At 71.9% G+C, this 17,690-nt stretch carries 17 protein-coding genes; 4 read left to right on the plus strand and 13 right to left on the minus strand.

Annotation, left to right across the window (positions count from 1 at the left end):
- The first annotated feature begins 211 nt into the window (after positions 1–211).
- The gene (locus ACFHWE_RS19340; protein WP_416603085.1) at positions 212–1,048 is read left to right on the plus strand and encodes an SAM-dependent methyltransferase; all 837 of its coding nucleotides are present in this window, start codon (positions 212–214) and stop codon (positions 1,046–1,048) included.
- Between the two features lie 18 nt (positions 1,049–1,066).
- Here ACFHWE_RS19340 and pcaD read toward each other — a convergent pair whose 3' ends face one another.
- Positions 1,067–1,834 (minus strand): 3-oxoadipate enol-lactonase, encoded by a 768-nt coding sequence (pcaD, locus tag ACFHWE_RS19345; RefSeq protein WP_416603086.1) that lies wholly within the window; start codon positions 1,832–1,834, stop codon positions 1,067–1,069.
- A 126-nt stretch (positions 1,835–1,960) separates the two neighbouring features.
- Entirely contained in the window at positions 1,961–3,136 is a 1,176-nt protein-coding gene (locus ACFHWE_RS19350; RefSeq protein ID WP_416603087.1) for a thiolase family protein, read from the minus strand.
- A 294-nt stretch (positions 3,137–3,430) separates the two neighbouring features.
- Here ACFHWE_RS19350 and ACFHWE_RS19355 point away from each other — a divergent pair, with 294 nt between their 5' ends.
- Positions 3,431–4,234, plus strand: a complete 804-nt coding sequence (locus ACFHWE_RS19355) for an IclR family transcriptional regulator domain-containing protein (protein WP_416603088.1) — start codon at positions 3,431–3,433, stop codon at positions 4,232–4,234.
- 42 nt (positions 4,235–4,276) lie between these two features.
- On the opposite strand, the gene ACFHWE_RS19360 is transcribed toward ACFHWE_RS19355, so the two are convergent.
- The 7 genes from ACFHWE_RS19360 to ACFHWE_RS19390 form a co-directional block, all read right to left on the minus strand.
- Entirely contained in the window at positions 4,277–4,810 is a 534-nt protein-coding gene (locus ACFHWE_RS19360; RefSeq protein ID WP_416603089.1) for a GNAT family N-acetyltransferase, read from the minus strand.
- Positions 4,811–4,958: 148 nt separating this feature from the next.
- Positions 4,959–5,792: an alpha/beta fold hydrolase gene (locus ACFHWE_RS19365; protein WP_416603090.1), complete on the minus strand. Its 834-nt coding sequence runs from the start codon at positions 5,790–5,792 to the stop codon at positions 4,959–4,961.
- An 84-nt stretch (positions 5,793–5,876) separates the two neighbouring features.
- Positions 5,877–6,194, minus strand: a complete 318-nt coding sequence (locus tag ACFHWE_RS19370) for an L-rhamnose mutarotase (RefSeq protein ID WP_416603091.1) — start codon at positions 6,192–6,194, stop codon at positions 5,877–5,879.
- A gap of 99 nt (positions 6,195–6,293) precedes the next feature.
- The gene (locus ACFHWE_RS19375; protein WP_416603092.1) at positions 6,294–7,364 is read right to left on the minus strand and encodes a rhamnose ABC transporter substrate-binding protein; all 1,071 of its coding nucleotides are present in this window, start codon (positions 7,362–7,364) and stop codon (positions 6,294–6,296) included.
- A gap of 32 nt (positions 7,365–7,396) precedes the next feature.
- Positions 7,397–8,446, minus strand: coding sequence for an ABC transporter permease (locus ACFHWE_RS19380; RefSeq protein WP_416603093.1), 1,050 nt, complete (start codon positions 8,444–8,446; stop codon positions 7,397–7,399).
- Positions 8,436–9,485, minus strand: a complete 1,050-nt coding sequence (locus ACFHWE_RS19385; RefSeq protein WP_416603119.1) for an ABC transporter permease — start codon at positions 9,483–9,485, stop codon at positions 8,436–8,438. Before ACFHWE_RS19385 ends, ACFHWE_RS19380 begins: the two co-directional genes overlap by 11 nt.
- A 46-nt stretch (positions 9,486–9,531) precedes the next feature.
- On the minus strand, positions 9,532–11,052 hold the full coding sequence (locus ACFHWE_RS19390; protein ID WP_416603094.1) for a sugar ABC transporter ATP-binding protein: 1,521 nt from the start codon (positions 11,050–11,052) through the stop codon (positions 9,532–9,534).
- 341 nt (positions 11,053–11,393) lie between these two features.
- Here ACFHWE_RS19390 and ACFHWE_RS19395 point away from each other — a divergent pair, with 341 nt between their 5' ends.
- Complete coding sequence (locus ACFHWE_RS19395) at positions 11,394–12,464, plus strand: LacI family DNA-binding transcriptional regulator (RefSeq protein WP_416603095.1); 1,071 nt, start codon at positions 11,394–11,396, stop codon at positions 12,462–12,464.
- A 35-nt stretch (positions 12,465–12,499) separates the two neighbouring features.
- Positions 12,500–13,939: an arabinose isomerase gene (locus tag ACFHWE_RS19400; RefSeq protein WP_416603096.1), complete on the plus strand. Its 1,440-nt coding sequence runs from the start codon at positions 12,500–12,502 to the stop codon at positions 13,937–13,939.
- 70 nt (positions 13,940–14,009) lie between these two features.
- Here the strand turns inward: ACFHWE_RS19400 and phnE (ACFHWE_RS19405) are convergent, their stop codons facing one another.
- The 4 genes from phnE (ACFHWE_RS19405) to phnD form a co-directional block, all read right to left on the minus strand.
- Positions 14,010–14,876, minus strand: a complete 867-nt coding sequence (gene phnE, locus ACFHWE_RS19405) for a phosphonate ABC transporter, permease protein PhnE (RefSeq protein ID WP_416603097.1) — start codon at positions 14,874–14,876, stop codon at positions 14,010–14,012.
- Positions 14,873–15,706 carry a phosphonate ABC transporter, permease protein PhnE gene (gene phnE / locus ACFHWE_RS19410; protein ID WP_416603098.1) on the minus strand — a complete coding sequence of 278 codons (834 nt, stop codon included), beginning with the start codon at positions 15,704–15,706 and terminating at the stop codon, positions 14,873–14,875. The genes phnE (ACFHWE_RS19405) and phnE (ACFHWE_RS19410) overlap by 4 nt, the downstream gene beginning before the upstream one ends.
- The gene (gene phnC, locus ACFHWE_RS19415) at positions 15,703–16,479 is read right to left on the minus strand and encodes a phosphonate ABC transporter ATP-binding protein (protein WP_416603099.1); all 777 of its coding nucleotides are present in this window, start codon (positions 16,477–16,479) and stop codon (positions 15,703–15,705) included. The genes phnE (ACFHWE_RS19410) and phnC overlap by 4 nt, the downstream gene beginning before the upstream one ends.
- Before the next feature lie 86 nt (positions 16,480–16,565).
- Positions 16,566–17,561, minus strand: a complete 996-nt coding sequence (gene phnD, locus ACFHWE_RS19420; protein WP_416603100.1) for a phosphate/phosphite/phosphonate ABC transporter substrate-binding protein — start codon at positions 17,559–17,561, stop codon at positions 16,566–16,568.
- Positions 17,562–17,690 lie beyond the last annotated feature (129 nt).

The raw sequence follows: 17,690 nt of genomic DNA on the forward strand, positions 1-17,690 counted from the left end.
CGGAAAACGCCGACGCGAGCGTGATGCGGCGATTACGCTTCTTCACGGAGGCCGCCCGCCGGTATCCGGCGCCGGGCGTGTTCCTCCTGACGCGGTTCCCGTTGTCCGTGCACTCCGCCGTGGGAGCGGCTCCCCTGGCGCGGTGCACCGTCCAGCAAAGGAGGCAGGGGCCCCTCCCCGTTCACCGACCGGTGCGGGCTCCGAACGAGACATGGCCGATCGCTTCCCCCCGGACATCGACATGGACACCCCCGACGCGGTGCGGATGTACGACTACCTGCTCGGCGGCAAGGACAACTTCGAGGCCGATCGTAAAGCGTGCGACGCCCTTCTGGAACGTGTTCCGGAACTGTTCACCGTCGCCAACGAACACCGCTCCTACATCCGGCGGGCGACGGAGTACGTCGCCTCGCGGGGGGTGGAGCAGTTCCTCGTCCTGGGGGCGGGGCTGCCCTCGGCCAACGTCACCCACCTCGCGGTACGGGCCGTCCGTCCCACGGCGCGGGTGGTCTACGTGGGCGACGATCCCGTGGTGCTCGCCCACGGACGGGCCCTGGCCACCGACGGCGGCCGGACCGCGTTCGTGCTCGGCGGCCCGGGCGGGGCCGAGCGGGCCCTCGACGGTCCCGAGGTCCTGGAGCGGATCGACCCCGGACTGCCGGTGTGCGTGACGGCCGGGTGGCCGCTGCGCCTGTCACCCCGCGGAGACGACCCGTTCGAGGGGGCGGCCGCGCTCCTGGACCGGTTGCCGCCGGGCTCGCACGCGATCCTCTCCCACGGTGTCTGCGAGGACCGGGAGCTGGCGGCGTGGATGGACGGCCAGGTCCGTTCGGCCCTGGGCCCGGGCAGCGGGATGCGCTGCCCGGGCCGCCCGGCCGAGGCCTTCGGCGGTTCGGAGGCCGTGGGCGCCCACTCCGACGGCCGGGACACCGGACCGCGCGTGGTGGACTGCGCCACCTGGCGCCACCCCGAACGGTCCCCGCTGCCCCGGCCCGCCGACCCGGCGGCCACGGTGTGGGAGGCGGCCGCGGTCGTGGTGAGGCGCTGACCGGAGGCGGTGCGTCCCTCAGGCGGAGAAGTGGTCCGCGAGGAGTGTGTTGACCGCGGCGCTGTGCTGCCAGGACAGCAGGTGCGCGGCGTCGTCGAGGACCACCAGGCGGGCACCGGGAACACGTTCGGCGATGAGGTCGGCGTTGCCCTCCACGGGTGTGGCGGGGTCGTCCGCCCCGCCGACCACCAGGGTGGGTGCGGTGACGGCGGGCAGGTCCCGGCGGACGTCGTGGCCGGCGATGGCCTCGCAGCAGCCCGCGTAGCCCTCGGGGTCGGTGGCGGCGATCTGGTCGCGCAGCAGTGCGGCCTCGTCGGGGTGGGTGCTGGCGTAGCCGGGGGTGAACCAGCGCTCCACCACGGTGTCGGCGACGGCGGCCGTGCCCTGGGCGCGGACGAGGGCGGCGCGGTCGTGCCAGGCGGTCGGCGGCCCCGCGTAGGGGGAGGTGGCCAGCAGCGCGAGGCGGTCGAGCCGGTCCGCGGCGTGGACGCCCAGCCACTGGCCGACCATGCCGCCGATGGACAGGCCCGCGTAGTGGGCGCGCTCGATCCCCAGGCGGTCCAGGAGGCGGACGACGTCCCCGCCCAGGTCGGCCATGGTGTAGGGCCCGTCGGGGACCGGAGAGCGGCCGTGGCCCCGGTGGTCCATGGCGATCACGCGAAAGCGCGCGGACAGGGCCGCCGCCTGGGGCTCCCACATGCGGGCCGTGGTGCCCAGGGACCCGGCGAGCACCAGCGGCGGGGCGCCTTCGGGGCCGCTCTGGGTGTAGTGGACGTCGACGCTCATGGTCTCCCCCTCGGTACGGTGTCCCGGAACGGGGACACCGTACCGGCCCCGGTGCCGACGGGGAGAGCGGCGCCGCGGTGCGGGCGGCGGTCCTGCCACCGTGTCCGCACCGCGGCTCGGCGCACCTCAGGCCTGGAGGACGACGGCGATGCCCTGACCGACGCCGATGCACAGCGCCGCCAGGCCCCAGCCGCCGCCGCGGCGGCGCAGCGCGTGGGCCAGGGAGCCCAGGACGCGGGCCCCGGAGGCGCCGAGCGGGTGACCGATCGAGATGGCGCCGCCGTTGGGGTTGACGATGTCGGGGTCCAGACCCTTCCAACTGCGCACGCAGGCCAGGGACTGGGCGGCGAAGGCCTCGTTCAGTTCGACGGCCGACAGGTCGCCCCAGCCGATGCCGGCGCGTTCGAGCGCGATCTCGGCGGCGCGGACCGGGCCGATGCCGAACACGTCGGGGTCGACGCCGGCGACGCCGCGGCTCACGATGCGCGCGAGGGGGCGCACGCCCATGTTCTCGGCCGCGGCGAGGTCGCCCAGCAGGAGGGCGGCGGCGCCGTCGTTGAGCGGGGAGGCGTTGCCGGCGGTGACGGTGCCGTCCTTGCGGAAGGCGGGCTTGAGTCCGGCGAGCTTGTCGGCGGAGGTCTCACGGATGCACTCGTCGCGGTCCAGGTGGGCACCGGGGACCTGGACGATCTCATCGTCGAAGACCCCGTCGGCCCAGGCCTTGGCGGCCTTGGCGTGGCTGTTCAGGGCGAAGGCGTCCTGCTCCTCGCGGCCGATGCCGTGGCTCTCGGCGAGGCGCTCGGTGCACTCGCCGAGGGAGAGGGTCCACTGGTCGGGCATCTCGGGGTTCACCATGCGCCAGCCCAGGGTGGTGGAGTGCAGGGTGGCGTTGGTGGCCGGGAAGCCCTTGGCGGGCTTGGGCAGGACCCAGGGGGCGCGGCTCATGGACTCCACGCCGCCGGCGACGACGACGGAGGCGTCACCGGTCTGGATGGCGCGGCTGCCCTGGACGGCGGCCTCCAGGCCGGAGCCGCAGAGGCGGTTGACGGTGGCACCGGGCACGGAGGTGGGCAGACCCGCGAGCAGGGAGGCCATGCGGGCGACGTTGCGGTTCTCCTCGCCCGCGCCGTTGGCGTTGCCGAAGAGGACCTCGTCGATGCTCTCGGGGTCCAGACCGGAGGTGCGGTCGACCAGAGAGCGCACGACGTGCGCGGCGAGGTCGTCGGGACGCACGCCGGAGAGCGCCCCGCCGTACCTGCCGAAGGGGGTGCGGACGGCATCGAGGACGTAGGCGTCGGTCATCGTGGGCCTCCTGGAGTGGTGTGGTTCGACGGGGCGGGCACCAGTTAACCTAACGCCGTTAGGTGAAATGGACCCGGGGTGGCCGAGTCAAGGGAATCCACCCCGCCGGAGGGCTACCGCCGCCACCCTTCAGTTCGTATAATGAACACCAGTTCGCATGAAGAACAAGCAAGCTTGACCGTAGTACCCCGCCCATCGGCGGTCAAGCGGCGAACCCGTGCCGTCCGCGTCCACGGTATGGGAGCATCACTGCGAAACCAGCATCCGCCCCAGCCCCCGAGCAGGAAAGACGCCATGCCCCCCGCAGAAGAACCGGCCCGCGGCACCCATTTCGTGCAGTCCCTGGAACGGGGGCTGTCGGTGATCCGCGCGTTCTCCGCCGAGCATCCGTCGATGACGCTGAGCGACGTCGCCCGCACGACCGACCTCACCCGTGCCGCCGCCCGGCGCTTCCTCCTCACCCTGGTCGACCTGGGATACGTGCGCACCGACGGCCGCCTGTTCTCCCTCACCCCCCGGGTCCTGGACCTGGGCTACGCCTACGTGGCCTCCGCCGGGCTCCCCGACCTGGCCCAGCCCCACCTGGAGGACCTGTCCTCCCGGGTCCGGGAATCGGTGTCGGTATCGGTCCTGGACGGCGACGACATCGTCTACATCGCGCGCGTGGCGACCCTGCGGATCATGACCGTGGCGATCACCGTGGGCACCCGCTTCCCCGCCGCGGCCACCTCCATGGGCCGGGTACTGCTGGCCGGCTTCGACGGGGACGAGCTGGACGCCTTCCTGGCCAGGGCCGAACTGCGTCGGCTGACCGCGACCACCATCACCGACCCCGGCGAGCTGCGCGCCGAGATCCACCGCGTGCGCGAACAGGGCTACGCGATGGTGGACCAGGAACTGGAGGCGGGGCTGCGCTCCCTGGCCGCCCCCATCCGCGACGGTTCCGGTCGGGTGATCGCGGCGGCGAACGTGTCCGCGCACGCGGGCCGCTCCTCCGTGGAGAACGTCTACCGCGACCTGCTGCCCGCCCTGTTGGAGACCACCGGGCGGATCGAGGCCGACCTGGCCGCGGTGGGGCGCCGCAGCGCCGACTTCTGACCCGCGCCCCCTCAGGACACGTGGACACCCGCGTGCGCCGGCTCAGGGCTCCTGGCCGGCGGGGCGCAGCCGGAACACCTGGAGGGTCATGTCGTAGTACTTCTCCGTCTCGCCCACCCACTCCATCCCCAGGCGGCGCGCGACCGCGATCGCCGGTTCGTTGTCCGGCCGGGCGACGGCGAAGATCTCCTCCAGCCCCTGCTCGAACGCCCACTCGATGACGGCCCGCCCGGCCTCGGTGGCGTAGCCCCTGCCCCACTGGTCCGGGCGCAGCGCCCAGGTCAGCTCGAAGTCCTCGTCGAAGGGCGGCAACTGCTTGACCGACAGTCCGCCCACCAGTTCGCCGTCGTCTCGGCGTACCACCGCCCAGCAGCCCGCGGGTGGGACGAGATTGGGGCTCGCCTCGATCCACGCCCGCAGAATCGATCGCATCTCCTGGATGCCGGTCACCGGGTACCATTCCGGCGTCAGCCAGCGCGCCACGTCCTCGGCCCCGTAGATCCGCAGGGCCGCCTCCGCGTCGCCCGGCTCCCACTCCCGGATGAGGAGTCGGTCGGTTGGCAGCTCAAGGCTCATACGTTCCACGGTAACCCGGACGAAACGCCCGCGACAGGGGGTGCGGAAAAGAGCGGGAATCCCCGTCCCCCAGGGCTTCCCGCTGCTGGAACGGCGCTCGCGCACCCGGGTGTGGCCCCCGCGTGGGGCCCCCTTGACCGAACCCGGGCTACCTCTCCCCCAGGACCTCGCGCAGGCGGGCGGCGAACGGCTCGGGGGTGTCGGAGAACCCGCTGTGCCCTCCGGGGAACATCGCGGGCCGGACACCGAGCCCGGCGGCGAGCGCCATGGAGGTGCGGTCGCACAGTTGCCCGGCGGACTCCTCCCCGATGCCGGGCACCACGCGCACCGGCGCGGAGCGCAGCGCCTCGAAGTCGGGGCGCCAGCGGGTGGTCGACCGCAGGTCGAAGGCGAAGAACCGGCGTTCGTCGGCGACCTCACCGGGGTCGCGCTCGCCCCCGAACATCTGCTCCAGTGCCTCCTCCGGCACGTCCAGACCGGCCACCGACATGAACAGCCGCCACGCACCGACCACGTCGCCGGTGCCATGCAGGGCGACCATCTCCTCGGTCGCGGCGTGCAGCTTGTCGCGGTCCTCCAGGAGGTCGTCCAGGGGCGCCTCGTGGGCGACGACGGTGTGCACGAGTTCGGGGCGGTCCTGGACGAGCGCCAGGGCCGTGACGGCACCGCCGCTGGACCCCAGGACGGCGGCCGGACCGGCATCGAGGTGGGCCAGGAGCCGGGCCAGGTCGTCAGCGCGCACGGCGACGGGCACGCCCCGGACGGGGTCGTCGACCGGGCTGCGGCCGATGCCGCGCGGGTCGGTGGTCAGCACGGTGTGGTCGGCGGCGAGCAGGTCGGCCAGCGGGGCGAAGGGCCCCGCGGCCATCGGGGAGCCCACGAGCGCGACCGGCGGCCCCTCCCCGCGCACCTCGTAGTAGAGGGTCGCGCCGGGGACGGCGAGGGTGCCGGTGCGGACGGCATCACTGGTCGGGTGCTCCACGGGGAATCCTCCCGGTCTGTGGCCACGGAGACGGGACTGCACCCCCGTGTCTACCGCCCGGCACCGACATTCGCGCGGACCGGCTCAGTCGATGTGGAAGATCTCCGCCAGCGGGGCCATGTTCTCGTCGGCGCGGCCGTCCATGTCCTCAAACAGGGGCGCCATCTCCGCCTGCCAGCGGGCGTTGACGTCGGCGGTCTCCATCGCGGCGCGGGCGGCCTCGAAGTCCTCGGTCTCCAGGTAGCCGATGACCAGTCCCTCGTCGGTGCAGAACAGCGAGTAGTTGTTCCAGCCGGCGGCGCTGAGCGCCTCACGCATCTCCGGCCACACGGCGGCGTGCGCTTCCTTGTACTCGGCGAGGCGGTCCTTCTTGACCTTGAGGGTGAAGCAGATGCGCTGCACGGCGCTCCTTTCGAACAGGGGGCTCGCCCCGGACGCGGACGGGGCGGGCGAGAGTGCTCCCGCCCGCCCCGGGCCCCTCCATGAGGGGTCGTCGACCCGTTAGAAGTCGAAGTCGTCGACGTTGTCGGCGTTGAAGCGCGTCGGCTCGCCGAGCACGATCTCGCCGTCGGCGCCGATGGTGTACTCGCCCAGCTCACCGGCCTGGAAGGTCTCACCCTCGGCACCGGTGATCTGGCCCGCCTTCAGCGCGGCACCGGCGTAGCCCGCCAGGTAGCCCAGGTCGCTCGGGTTCCACAGGGCGAACTCCTCGACGGTGCCGTCGTGGATGTACTGGGACATCTGGTTGGGCGTGCCCAGACCGGTGACGGCGACCTCGCCCTTGTACTCGGAGTCGCTGATGTAGCGGGCCGCGGCGGCCACACCGACGGTGGTCGGGGAGACGACGCCGTCCAGGTCCGGGTAGGACTGCATGAGGCCCTGCATCTTCTGGAAGGAGTCCAGGTCGTCGTCGTTGCCGTAGACGACGTCGACCATCTCCAGGTCGGCGTACTCCTCGTTCTCGGCCATGACCTCCTCCATCGCGGCGATCCAGGCGTTCTGGTTCGTCGCGTTGGGGGTGGCGGACAGGACGGCGAAGGTGCCCTCGCCGCCGATCTGCTCGGAGATCATCTCCACCAGCGCCGTCCCGATGAGCTCGTCGGAGGACTGGTTGACGAAGATGTCGGTGCAGTTGGCGTTGGAGTCGTAGCCGACGATCGCCGAGCCGTTGTCACGGGCCTCGTTCAGCGCGGGGCAGACCGCGTCGGGGTCGTTGGCCGCGATGACGATGACGTCACTGCCCGCCTGGCTGGCGGCGTTGATGTACTCCACCTGGGAGTCCGCGGTGGGCTCGGTGCCGCCGCGCTCGGTGAAGTTTCCGGCCAGCTCCTCGACGGCCACCGCACCGCCGGCGTTGACGATGTCGGAGTAGGGGTTGTTGAGCTGCTTGGGCAGGAAGTCGATGTTCAGGCCCTCGGGGATCTCCGCATCCGGGTTGGCCGTACCGGTCGGCCCGGTGGTCTCGGAGTCCTGCGCGTCGTCGATGGTCGTACCGCCGCAGGCGGAGGCGAACAGGACGACCGCGGCCGCGGGAGCCGCGAAGAGCGCACGGCGGAAGAGGGGATGCTTCATCTTGATTCTCCGTGTGTTCGTTCTGACCGGAGTCAGTTGGTGGAAACGGGCGCGGATGCGACGGTGACCGACGCTTTCTCGACGGCGCGCCGTCTGCGCCGTTCCTTGGCCTTGGCCACCACGTTGGGTGCGACGACCGAGGCGATCAGGATCAGACCGGTGATGACCTGGAGGACCTCACTGGTGAGCCCGAAGAGTTGGAGGGAGTTGCGGATGGTGCCCAGCAGGAGCACACCGCCCATGACGCCCACGATGGTGCCGACGCCGCCGAAGATCGACACTCCGCCGAGCAGGACGGCGGCGACGACCTGCAGCTCCAGCCCCATGGCCGTGTCGGCGCGGGAGGTGCCGTACTGCAGCGTCCAGAAGACGCCGGCCGCCGAGGCGACCAGCCCGCTGGCCACGAACAGCCAGAACTTGGTCCACAGGACGGACACGCCCGTGAAGCGGGCGGCGGTGTCGTTGTTGCCGATGTCGAACAGGGAGCGGCCGAAGGCGGTGGCGTGCAGCAGGACGCCGAACAGCACCGCCAGGACGGCGATGACCACCGCGATCCACGGCAGGCCCTCGATACCCAGGAAGGGGTCGCGGGCACCGCTGACCCAGTCGCGCGGGTAGCTGGCCACGGCACGGTCGCCCAGCAGGACGTAGGCCAGGCCCCGGTACAGGGCCATGGTTCCGATGGTCACGGCCAGGGACGGCAGTCCGCACAGGGTGACCAGGACGCCGTTGAAGGCGCCCAGGAGCACGCCGACCGCCAGACAGATCACGACGGCCGTCTGGATCGGGATGCCCATCTCCCAGAGCACGCCCATGGTCGCGCTGGTCAGAGCCAGGGTGCTGGCCACCGAGAGGTCGATCTCCCCGGTGACGATGATCAGCGTCATCGGTAGCGCCATCAGGGCGATGGCCGCGATGCTCAGGAACAGGAAGCTGATGTTGCGGTCGGTCGCGAAGTTCTCGACGAAGAAGCTCGCGACGAACAGGACGATCACCAGCGCGCCCAGTACGGGGCTCTCACGCCGCCTCAGGACCGACAGGACCCGGCCGGCCCCGTTCTGCGTGGTGCGTTCAGGCGCCACTGGAACCTCCTCCTCGAAGCTTGCGGGCGTTGCGTGCGGCCAGGACCCGGTCCAGGCCGATGGCGGCGAGGATCAGGGCGCCCACGACGGCCTCCTGCCAGAACCCGTTGACCTGCCAGATGGGCAGGGCCGCGGTGATGGTCGTCATGAGGACCGCGCCGATGGCGGCGCCGAAGACGGTGCCGACACCGCCGGCGATGGCGACGCCGCCGACGACGGCCGCGGCGACGACCTGGAGTTCCATGCCGGTGCCGACGGTGGAGTCGACCGTGCCGTAGCGCGCGGTGAACAGGACCCCGGCCAGCCCGGCGAGTGCGCCGTTGACGACGAACGCGGTGAGGACGCGGCGGCCCGCGGGGATGCCGGACAGGCGCGCGGCGTCGACGTTGGAGCCGATCGCGTACATCTCTCGGCCGGAGCGGAAGCGGGACATGTAGAAGCCGACCACGGCCACCACGGCGATGGCGACGAGGGCTGGCAGCGGGATCCCCAGGACGCCGACCCTGCCCAGCTCCAGGAAGGAGGAGGGCATGTCGACCGCGTTGACCTGGGCGCCGGAGGCCCACCAGTGGTTGAAGCCCCGGTAGACGTACATGGTGCCCAGGGTCACCACGAGCGCGGGGACCCGGACGGTGGTGACCAGCGCGCCGTTGAGCAGGCCCGCGAACGCGCCGATGGCCACGCCGGCGGCCATGACGACGGGCATGGGCAGGCCGGGGAAGGCCACGAAGAGCGTGCCCGTGCCGAAGGCGGCCAGTCCCATGACCGAGCCGACGGACAGGTCGACGTTCTTGGTGATGAGGACGAGTGCCTGGCCGACCGCGAGGACGGACAGGACGGTGGCGCCCAGGAAAAGGTCGCGGACGCCCTGGGTGGACAGGAACCCGGGGTTGTGCAGCCAGGTGGCGGCGATGAGCACGACCACGGCGAGCAGGACGCCGAGTTCGCGGAACTGCGGGAGGCGGCGCGGGCGGCGCGCGCCGGTGGGCGGGGGTGCCTGCGCCGCGGGGGGCGCGGGCGGCGCGCCGGTGTCGGACAGGGTCACGACGCCTCCTTGTCGGGGACGGGTGCGGTTCGGGGGAGCATCAGGCTGCCTCCTCCGTGCGCTGGCCGGTGGCCGCGTACATGACGGACTCCTCGGTGGCCTCGGAGCGGTCCAGTTCGGCGGTGACGCGGCCCTCGTGCATGACCAGGACGCGGTCGGCCATGCCCAGGACCTCGGGGAGCTCGCTGGAGACCATGACGATCGCCAGGCCCTCACCGGCCAGCTCCGAGAGGAGGCGGTGGACCTCGGACTTGGTGCCGACGTCGATGCCCCGGGTGGGCTCATCGACGAACAGCACGCGCGGCTCGGTCGACAGCCACTTGGCCAGGACGACCTTCTGCTGGTTGCCGCCGGACAGGGTGCCGACGGTGTCGCCGAGCGCGCCGAACTTGAGCTGGAGTCGCTCGCCCCAGTGGCGGGCGGAGTCGCGCTCGGCGCGGGAGGCGAGCCATCCGAAGCGGCTGAGCGCGCGGCGCCTGGTGGAGGTGGAGTTGCGTTCGATGGAGGACTCCATCACCAGGCCCTGCTGGCGGCGGTCCTCGGGGACGAGCGCCATGCCGGCGTCCATGGCGGCCTTGACCCTGCCCGGGGCCAGGGGCTCGCCGTGCACGCGGACCGTGCCGGAGTCGTAGCGGTCCACTCCGAAGACGGCGCGGATGACCTCGCTGCGTCCGGCGCCCACGAGCCCGGCCAGGGCGACGATCTCACCGGCGCGGACGGTGAAGGACACATCCGAGAAGGCGCCCGCGCGGGTCAGGCCCTCGACCTCCAGGAGGGTGTCCCCGGGGGTGGTCTCGGTCTTGGGGAAGAGGTCGGAGACGTCGCGGCCGACCATGCGGCGCACGACGGTGTCCACGTCCAGGTCGGCCGTGGGGTCGCAGGAGACGAAGGCGCCGTCGCGCACGACCGTGATCCGGTCGCACAGGGAGAAGACCTCGTCGAAGCGGTGCGAGATGAACAGCAGGGCGGCGCCGGAGTCGCGCAGGGAGCGGGCGACCTTGAACAGGCGCTCGGCCTCCACGCCCGACAGCGCGGCCGTGGGCTCGTCCATGATGAGCACGCGCGCCTCACGGGTGATCGCCTTGGCGATCTCGATGAGCTGCTGGTCGGCGATGGACAGCCCGCGCGCGGGCCGGTCGGGGTCGATGTCCACACCCAGGCGGGCGAAGGCCTCCCGGCTGCGCTGGCGCATGTAGGCCCGGTCGATGGTGCCGAAGCGGGTACGCGGCTGCCGGCCGACGTAGATGTTCTCGGCCACCGACAGGTCGGGGAAGAGGGTGGGTTCCTGGTAGATCACCGCGACCCCGGCCCGCTGGGAGTCCGCCGGTGCGTGGAACTCGGCCGCCCGGCCGTCGACGAGTACCTGGCCGGTGTCGGGGCGGTGGACCCCGGCGATGGTCTTGACCAGGGTGGACTTTCCGGCGCCGTTCTCGCCGACGAGGGCGTGGATCTCCCCCGCCCGGAGTTCGAGGGACAGTCCACGCAGGGCTCTGACACTGCCGAAGGACTTCGTCACATCGACCAGCGCCAGTGGTGGGGCCTGTGCCGCCTGCTGCGCCACGTGCGCCCTCCTTCCTCTGGTGCTTCGGGTCTGTTCCCGGCTTGACCCCTACGGTCTAGCCATGTCCCGAAAAACGTTTTAATGTGAAAGGGATGTTAAACGCCCCACACACTCACGTCAAGGGGAGTTCCGGGGAACCCGCTGGTGGCCGGATCCGTCACCGCGTAAGGAACCGGGCATCCGGCACGGACGCCCCGCTCCGGTCGCACTGCTCTCGGAAACACCGTGTTGACACGTTTCAATCCGAGTGTGACGATGATCGCCCATGTGGGGGACCTGATCAGTAGCATGCGACCACGTCGCCCGATCCTTTCCCTCCAGCACGCCCGGGAGTGCCGCACGTGTCCACCACCGCTCCGAGCCCGCCCGAAGGCGGCCCCGCCCAGACCCGCCCCGTCGGGATCACCGAGGTCGCCAAGCACGCCGGTGTCTCACCCGGCACCGTCTCCAACGTCCTCAACCGGCCCGAGCGCGTCGCCGAGGCCACCCGGCTCAAGGTCGAGGCCGCCATCGCCGAGCTGGACTACGTGCGCAACTCCTCCGGCAGCAGCCTGCGGTCGGGCCGCAGCGCCTCCGTGGGGCTGCTGGTCCTGGACGTGACCAACCCGTTCTTCACCGAGGTCGCACGCGGCGTGGAGGACGAGGCGGCCGCCTCCGGGCTGTCCGTCGTGCTCCTGAACTCCGCCGAGTCCCGGGAGCGCCAGCACGGCAACGCGCGCCTGCTCGCCGAGCAGCGCGCCGCCGGCGCCGTGGTGATGCCCGTCGACGACGACCTGTCGGACCTGCTGTGGCTGAGCAGGCAGGGCACCCCGTGGGTCGCGCTCGACCGGGGAGACGTGGCGGAGACGGTCGGGTGCAGCGTCACCGTCGACAACCACGCCGGAGGGCTGGCCGCCGGGCGCCACCTCGTCGGCCTGGGCCACGAGCGCGCCACCTTCCTCACCGGCCCCTTCGGTATCGAACAGGTGCGCCGCCGCCACCAGGGCCTGCGCGACGCCTTCACCGAGGCGGGCCTGGACCCCGACGCCTGCCTGCGCCTGGTCGAGAGCCCCATGCTCAACGCCGAACAGGGCGAGCGGGCCGTCGACGCCGTCCTGGCGGGCGGCCCCCGCCAGCGCCCCGCGGCCGTGTTCTGCGCCAACGACCAGCTCGCCCTCGGCCTGATGAAGGGCCTGGGCCAGCGCGGGCTGCGCGTACCCGACGACATCTCCGTGGTCGGCTACGACAACGTCGACTTCGCCGACCTGGTCCACCCGGGTCTGACGACGGTGGCCCAGCCCAAGTACGAGCTGGGCCGGGCCGCCATGCGCCTGCTCGCCTCTGAGCTGAACGATCCCGGCCACCGCCACGAGCAGTTGCGGTTCACCCCCGAACTGCTCGTGCGCGGCTCCACCTCCGCCCGCCGCGCCTGAGCGGGCATCCCTGTCCCGACCCCTTGGAGCACACCATGACGGCCACAGCCGAACCCGCCGCCGCGACCACCCGCCGCACCCGCCCCGTCGTCGGGCTGGTCGCGGGGGGGCTGGGGACCTACTGGCCCCAGTTCCCGGACCTGCTGCCGCAGTTGCAGCGCTCCGCCGACCGCGTGGCCGAGCGCATGCGCGGATTCGACGCCGACGTCGTCGACGCCGGGTTCGTCTCCGACGAGCGGGACGGCTCGGCCGCGGCCGAGCGCCTGCGCGCCGCCGACTGCGACCTCATCGTCTGCTTCCTCACCACGTACCTGACCTCGTCGATGATCGCCCCGATCGCCCGGCGCAGCCAGGCTCCGGTGCTGTTCGTCAACCTCCAGCCCACCGAGTCGATGGACCACGCCAGCTTCGACACCGGCCAGTGGCTGGCCTACTGCGGCGCCTGCCCGCTGCCGGAGATGGCCAACATGTTCGAGCGGCTGGGCGTGGAGTTCCGCTCCGTCTCGGGCTACCTGGAGGACGAGCGCGCCTGGGAGCACATCGGCCGCTGGATCCGCGCCGCCGGGGTGAAGGCGGCCATGGACAGTGCGCGGCACGGGCTCATGGGGCACCTGTACCCGGGCATGATGGACGTGTCGACCGACCCCACCCTCATCACCCGCAACTTCGGCGGGCACGTGGAGATCCTGGAGTTCGACGACCTGCGCGAGCGCGTGCCCGGCCCGGAGGAGGCCGCGGTGGCGGCCAAGCTGGCCGAGGCGCGCGAGGTCTTCGAGGTGACCGACTCCGTGGTGGAGGACGACTTCCGCTGGGGCGCCCAGGTCGCCGTGGGCCTGGACCGCCTGGTGGAGGACTTCTGCCTGGACAGCTTGTCGTACTACCACCGGGGGCTGGCCGGGGAGCTGCACGAGCGGCTGGGCGCCGGGATGATCCTGGGCGCGTCCCTGCTGACGGCCCGGGGCGTCCCGGCCGTGGGCGAGTACGAGCTGCGCACGTGCATGGCCATGCTGATGATGGACCGGCTGGGCGGCGGCGGCTCCTTCACCGAGCTCCAGGCCCTGGACTTCACCCGCGGCCATGTAGAGATGGGCCACGACGGCCCGGCCCACCTGGCGATCAGCGCACGCAAGCCGCTGCTGCGCGGGCTGGGTGTCTACCACGGCAAGCGCGGCTGGGGCGTGTCGGTGGAGTTCGACGTCAAGCACGGCCCGGTCACCCTGTTCGGCGTCATCCAGCGCAAGGACGGGTCGTTCGCCCTGCTCACCGCCGAGGGGCGGACGGGCGAGGGCCCACTGCTGCGGATCGGCAACACCACCTCGCGCGTGGACTTCGGCTGCGACCCGGGCGAGTGGACCGACGCCTGGAGCGCGACCGGCATCGCCCACCACTGGGCGCTGGGCACCGGCCACCGCGCCGCCGAGGTGCGCGCCGTCGCCGACCTGATGGGGCTGGAGCACGTCCACCTCACGGTGTGAGACCCCTCGCGCAGCGGAGCGCCCCGGGCACAGGGAGAGTGTGCCCGGGGCGCTCCGCCCGTGGAGGCGGTCAGTTCGCGGTCCGCACCGGTGCGGCGGCGCGGCCGGAGCCGCGCTCGGGGCCCCGGATGATCCGGCGGCGCACCCGGCCGGAGACGGTGTCGATGGCGATGGTGGCGACCACGACCACGATCAGGGCGACCCCGGCCTGACCCCACTCGCGGAACTGGATGGCCTGGGTCAGCATCGTGCCGATACCGCCCGCGCCCACCACGCCGAGCACCGCGGAGGCCCGGATGTTGATCTCGAACCGGTAGAGCCAGAAGGCGATGATCTCCGGCATCACCTGGGGGACCACGGTCCAGCGGACCCGCTGCACGGCGTTGGCGCCCGCGGCGGTGGAGGCCTCGACCGGCCCCGGGTCGCAGTCCTCGACGATCTCCGCCGACAGCCGTCCCAGGGTGCCCACCGAGCTGAGGCCGATGGCGACCGTTCCGGCCACCGGCCCCAGACCGAAGACCGGGATCAGCGCCACGGCGAAGATGATCTCGGGGATGGCGCGCGGAACCGCCAGGAACACCCTGGCCAGGGCGGAGACCCTGCGGCCGGAGATGTTGGCCGCGGCCAGGAACGAGATCGGGAAGGAGATCAGGACGGCGATCAGGGTGCCCAGCCAGGCGATGGCCACCGACTCCCACATGAGTTCGAGGGCGCGGCCGATCGCGGACGGGTCGGAGGAGCCCAGCATGAGCACGAGGACGTCCCACAGGCGGGCCGGGGCCTCGGGCAACCGCTCCCAGTTGGCGTCGGTGGTGACCAGGGCTGCCAGCACAGCGCCGACGATGACCACCGTCACGGCCAGACGGAACCGGTCGAAGGGCTTCTCGGGGCGGAGCGCCTTGTCGAACCGCTCCTGCCGGGTGTCGGGCACGTTCACAGCAGCCTCCTGCGCAGGAGCACCGAGATCCGTTCGATGACGATGACCACCACCAGGAAGCCCGCGACGATGCCCCAGACCTGGTCCCATTCGCCGCGTCCGCGGTGGAAGTCGATGACCGCTCCGATACCCCCCGCTCCGACGAAGCCCAGGACGGCCGAGGAGCGCAGGTTCAGCTCGAAGCAGTAGAGCGTGAAGGAGGTGTAGGCGGGCAGGATCTGGGGGACCACGGCCCAGCGCAGTGTCTGGAGGTGGTCGGCCCCCGAGGCACGGGCGGCCTCCACCGGTCCCGGGTCGATCCCGTCGACGGTGTCGGAGGTGAGCTTGGTGACCACCGCGATGGAGAAGAAGAACAGCGCGAGCACGCCGGGCAGCGCACCGACACCGACCGCCGCCACGAACAGCAGGGCCCACAGCAGTTCGGGGATGGCGCGGATGACGTTGGTGACGAGTTTGACGACGGTGTAGGTGAGCCGGTCGGGGGCGCCGAGCGTGGAGTTGAACAGCGCCAGCGGCAGGGCGACCAGGGACCCGGCGACGGTGGCCACGACCGCCATCTGGAGGGTCTCCAGGAACCCCTCCCCCGCCCGTTCGCTGAACAGGCGCAGCAGGTCGGTCTCGGCCAGGCCGCGCATGGGGGCGTTGGGCCGGGTGAGGTTCTCCCAGACCTCGGTGAGGGAGAAGCCGATGCCGTAGCGCCAGTCCGCCCCGGTTGCGAGGGTGATCAGGACGACCGCCGCGACCGCGGTGATGAGCAGGGGGCTGGGCGGGGGTTTGCGGGGGCGCCGTCCGGGTTCGGTCCGCGGGGCGCCTACCTCGGTCCCGGTCACAGCGCGGCCCGGCCTTCCAGGACGTCGTCGGCGGTCAGGTCGCGCCCGTAGATGCGGGAGAAGACGTCGGCGTCGACCTGCGAGACGGGGCCGTCGAAGACCAGTTCGCCGCCGCGCAGGCCGATGATGCGGTCGGCGAAGTCGGTGGCCAGGTCGAGGAAGTGCAGGTTGACCAGGGTGGTGATGCCCATGCTCCGGTTGATGTCCTTCAGGTCGGCCATGACCGCGCGGGCCGTGGGCGGGTCCAGGGAGGCGACCGGTTCGTCGGCGAGGACGACCTCGGGCTCCTGGGCCAGGGCGCGGGCGATCCCCACGCGCTGCTGCTGCCCGCCGGAGAGCTGGGAGGCGCGCATGTAGGCCTTGTCGACGATCCCCACCCGCTCCAGGGCGCTCATGGCGCGCTCCACGTCGGCCGAGCCGTACCAGCCCGCCAGGGAGCGCCAGGTGGGTACGGCGTGCAGGCGGCCCACGAGGACGTTGTTGAGCACGCTCATCCGCGGGACGAGGTTGAAGTGCTGGAAGATCATGCCGACGTCGGAGCGGAGCGCGCGGCGCTCCTTCCTGCCCTGGGCACCGACGTTCCTGTCGCCGACGCGGACGGAGCCGTCGGTGAGGGGGACCAGTCCGTTGACGGTGCGGATGAGCGTCGACTTGCCGGCGCCGGACAGGCCGACGACGACGACGAACTCCCCCTTGGGGATGCGCAGGTCCACGGAGGCCAGGGCGCGGACCCCGCCCGGGTAGGTCACCGAGGCGTTGTCGAACTCGATCATGGCGGTCCTTCGGGGGTTGCGTGCGGCGGCGGGGGGACGGGGGACCCGGCCGCGTCGCGGGGACGCGGCCGGGTCCGCAGGGGCCGCTACTCCTCCAGCCGGTCGCCGAGTTCGGCCTCCAGCTCGCGGATGACGTCGTAGTCGGAGGACTCGATGGGCAGCAGGTCGTCGATGCTGTAGAGCTCGCCCATGACCGCGGCGCCCTCCTCGGTGGACATGATGTCGAGCAGGGCGTCGTTGATCTCCTGCTTGAGGTCCTCGGGGAGGTTGCCGTTGAGGGCGAAGCCGTCGTTGGGGATGGGCTCGGACCAGCCGAAGACCACGACCTCCTGGCCGACCTCCGGGGCCTGGTCGGCCACGTCCTGGCGGGCGTCCTGGTAGGACACGCCGACGTCGGCGTCGCCCTCCAGGACGGCGAGCACGGAGTTGTCGTGGCCGCCGGCGAAGATCGGCTCGATGTCCTCCTCCGGGTCGACCCCGGCATTGAGCAGCTGGAGGGAGGGGACTGCGTAGCCGGAGGTGGAGCCGAAGTCGACGAAGGCGACCTTGGCGCCGGCCACCTTCTCGACCGTGTCGGCGGCGATGGGGCCCTCGGAGGGGTCGGTGGCCTCCTCCACGCCGTTGCAGAACAGGTAGCCGTCCACGTCCACCGGGTCGGTCTCGCAGTAGGTGTCGGGGTCGTTGGTGAACCACTGCGTGACGTAGATGGTGCTGCCGTAGCGCTCGGACTGCAGGGCCAGGTCGGCGCCGGCCTGCTCCTCGGCCTGGACCATCTGGCGCGGGCCCAGTCCGCCCGCGATGTCGGCCTGTCCGGACTCCAGGGCGACGATCACACCGGCGTAGTCGGTGGGCACGTTGGGCTCCACCTCGATGCCCAGGCGCTCTTCGAGCATGTCGGCCAGGGGCTGGGCGGACTCGATCAGCTCGCCCTGCTCGGCGGAGGGGGTCAGGGTCAGGACCAGTGTGTCGGGCCGGTCCCCGTCCGCGGAGTCCGCGGTGTCCTCGCCGTTGCCGCCGCCGCACGCGGTGGCGGTCAGCGCCAGGCACGTCATCGAAGCGAGCAGCAGTCGCTTTCTCATCATCTTGCACACCATCGCTTGGGGTCGGGGGAAGGCCCGCACGCGCGCAGCGGCGTCCTCGTTGCGCATCGCACGCTAACGAGGGGGCATTGCGAGCGAATGAACCAGACAAGCCAGTCATATGACCCATTC

Source organism: Nocardiopsis sp. LOL_012, assembly GCF_048060475.1.
In the GTDB taxonomy this organism is placed as follows: Bacteria; Actinomycetota; Actinomycetes; order Streptosporangiales; family Streptosporangiaceae; genus Nocardiopsis.